The sequence below is a fragment of the Bradyrhizobium sp. genome (genome assembly GCF_019242285.1).
GTDB lineage: Bacteria > Pseudomonadota > Alphaproteobacteria > Rhizobiales > Xanthobacteraceae > Bradyrhizobium.
On the sequence record NZ_JAFAVV010000111.1, the window covers coordinates 1 to 2872 of the forward strand.

General features: G+C 65.9%; 3 protein-coding genes. 2 read left to right on the plus strand and 1 reads right to left on the minus strand.

Features of this window, described 5'->3' with window-relative positions; translation table 11 throughout:
• Together JOY90_RS04105 and JOY90_RS04110 are read left to right on the plus strand one after the other, a co-directional pair.
• Positions 1 to 1037, plus strand: a 1037-nt coding sequence (locus JOY90_RS04105; RefSeq protein WP_291689883.1) for an FUSC family protein, incomplete at its 5' end; no start/stop codon positions are given.
• A 160-nt stretch (positions 1038 to 1197) separates the two neighbouring features.
• Positions 1198 to 2538, plus strand: coding sequence for a TolC family protein (locus tag JOY90_RS04110; RefSeq protein ID WP_291689884.1), 1341 nt, complete (start codon positions 1198 to 1200; stop codon positions 2536 to 2538).
• A 137-nt stretch (positions 2539 to 2675) separates the two neighbouring features.
• Here JOY90_RS04110 and JOY90_RS04115 read toward each other — a convergent pair.
• Positions 2676 to 2872, minus strand: a 197-nt coding sequence (locus JOY90_RS04115) for a hypothetical protein (RefSeq protein ID WP_291689885.1), incomplete at its 5' end; no start/stop codon positions are given.

Here is a 2872-nt window from a genome sequence, read left to right on the forward strand (position 1 = left end):
GCTTTGCTCTCAAGGTAACGCTAGCGGTAATGACCTGCTACTTCGTTATGGACATGACCAACTGGCCGGGCATCCACACGTGTGTAATTACCGCTTTTTTCGTCGCGCTTGGTACCGTCGGCGACACACTGCACAAAGCGACATTGCGCTTTGTCGGTTGCCTGATTGGCGCCGGGCTCGGCCTCGGCGCGATACTGCTGCTGATGCCGCGAATGACCGATCTCGGCGACCTGTTCCTGCTGCTTGCACCAATAACCTTGCTCGCGGCCTGGGTTGGCTACAGCAGCGAGCGTATCTCCTATGCCGGCTGGCAAATCGGGCTCGCCTTCTATCTTGTCGTGCTGCAGGGCTACGGCCCGACGATCTCCATGTATACGGCGAGGGACCGCACCATCGGCATCCTGTTCGGCAATATCGTGATTTCCGTGATTTTCATGACGATGTGGCCGGTCAGCGTGGGCAACGTTGTGCGCACGCACCTCGCCAGGGCATTAGAGCAACTGGCGGTGCTGGTGGGTTTGGGTGTCGATGGCGAGATTTCGCCTTCCGCTCGATCCGCGGCCGGCGTGGCGTTCGGGCAGGCGATCGCGCAGGCACGCGCGGTCCTGGTCAACGACCCGTTCGAGACGAGCGAGGTGCGGCGCGCCGCCGTGAGGCGGCCGATCGACGCGGCTGTGGTCGCGGAAGTCGGTCGGCTGTTCATTCCTATCTCGGTGCTTCTTGACTTGCGTGCCGATCTGGCCTGGCGCGACCTTCCCCAGCCACCGCAGGACGCGATTCGCGCGCATCAGCAGGCGCTCGCGGGATGGTTCCGGAAAGCAGCGTCGTGGGTGCGCAGCGGCGAGGGAGCTGGCGAGGTGGTAGACGACCTGCCGGAACCACCCATTTTATCCGGTTCGGGTGATCAGCTCACGGCTCTCGCGACATGGTACGGCCTGCTGCACCAGGACATTCGCAACATTCTCGACGAGGTTGGTCCGCAACCGTCGCCGGCGATCGCACCGTCGGTCGGGGACGCATTGCATGCCGCCGGCTAGGTTTCGAGGCGTTGCCCTGGCCGGATGCGCCCTGCTTGGCGCTTGCAACGACACGCGCGACTTGGCACCGGCGTCGCCCGACACCCCGTGGCAATTCGAGCCGTCCAAAGAAGCCCCTGGAGCCCCGGCAGCCGCCGCCGCCGGGGCCCGTCGGTTCGCGGTGCCGGACAACACGGCAGTGGAGTTGCCGTCGCCGGCCGACATCGACCCCAACCATGCGTATTCGCTCGTCGAGCTGATCGATATTGCGCAGCGCCGCAATCCGGCGACGCGCGTCGCCTGGGAGCAGGCCCGGCAGGCGGCGATCACTGTCGGCATCGCGCGCGCCGCTTATCTTCCGGCGCTGACGGCGAGCGCGGTCGCCGGCTGGGAGCACTTCGCGACGCCGTTCCCCAGCAACCTCGTCCCCCAGGGATTTATCATCTACAACGCTCAGGAGTTCATCCCGCAGCTCGCGGTAAACTATCTGCTGCTCGATTTCGGCGGCCGCGCGGCCGCGGTCGAGGCGGCGGGGCAGATTTCGATCGCCGGAAACGTCGCGTTCACGGCGGCGCATCAGCAACTGATCTTCAACGTCGCCCGTGCATACTTCACGCTGGACGGCGCCGACGCTGCATTGCGCGCGGCCCGGCAAGCCTTGGCCGATGCGAAGGTGGTGCAGCAATCCGCCGAGGCTCTGTTCGGCCGCGGCCTCGATACAATCGTTGACGTGCAGCTCGCCCGCCGCGGGACAGCCCAGGCGCAGTACGATCTCGCGCAGGCTGAAACCGCTCAACACGACGCGATGTACACCCTGCTCGCGGCAATGGACCTGCCGCCGACCACAAAGCTGCGCGTGGCGGGCGCCTCCGAGCGGCCGCTGCCGCCGCGCACGGCGCGTGCGGTGGAAAACGTGCTCAGCGATGCCCTGCGCCAGCGGCCCGACCTGCTTGCCCAGGTCGCGAAGCTGCGCGCGACCGATGCGGAAATCGCCGCCGCACGCTCCGCCCTGTTTCCGAAGGTTTCACTGAGCACCAACGTGCAGGGCAATATCGGCCGCCTAAACGTGAATAATTCCGCCTATTTCCCGATCGAAAAGCCGCAGGGCGCCGCGTTGCTGAAGTTCGAGTGGCCGCTCTACGAAGGCGGATTGCTGCAGAACAAATTGGCCCTTGCCCAGTCGAGGCGCGAAGAGGCAGCAGCCGCACTAAAAGAGCGCACCGACCAGGCTTTGCGCGAGGTGGCGCTCGCTTACGACCAGGTCGATACGGGACTGCAGCAATACGACGCCGCGATCGCGCTGCAGAACGCGTCCGAGACCGCCTTCCACAGCGCCAGCGATTCTTATGCGCACGGTGTCGGTACGTTGACCGACGCGACCTCAGCACAGACCGGGCTCGCCAGCGCGCGCGCCGCGGTGGCTCGGGCACACGCGCAATCGCTGATCAACGCAGCGGCACTTGCCTTTGCGACTGGTGAGCTGACGTCAAGCACGGATTTCGCCACGGCGACACGCCGGTGATGCTGCTGCGCGGAACAGGTTGGCGCCCCGTCTGTCGCTAACGAGTCTTTGGCCGAATGCACCGGCCGAATGTGATACGACCCGCAGGCGGCGCTGGCGAACCGCCGGACGGGCGTCCCGCAGCTGATCCAGAAGGTCTACTGCGCGGCGGCGGCGGTGCGGGTGTCGCGGAAGGCCGGGATCACCTCCTTCGCGAATCGGTCGAGGTCTTCGAGCTGCACGTCGAGGGGGGTGCCGAGGGGGGTTGCGCAAATGACGCGGTCGAGGCCGGGGTAGCGCTTTTCGACGGTCTTCAGGGCCTCGATGATGTCCTCCGGCCGGCCGGCGAGGAAGC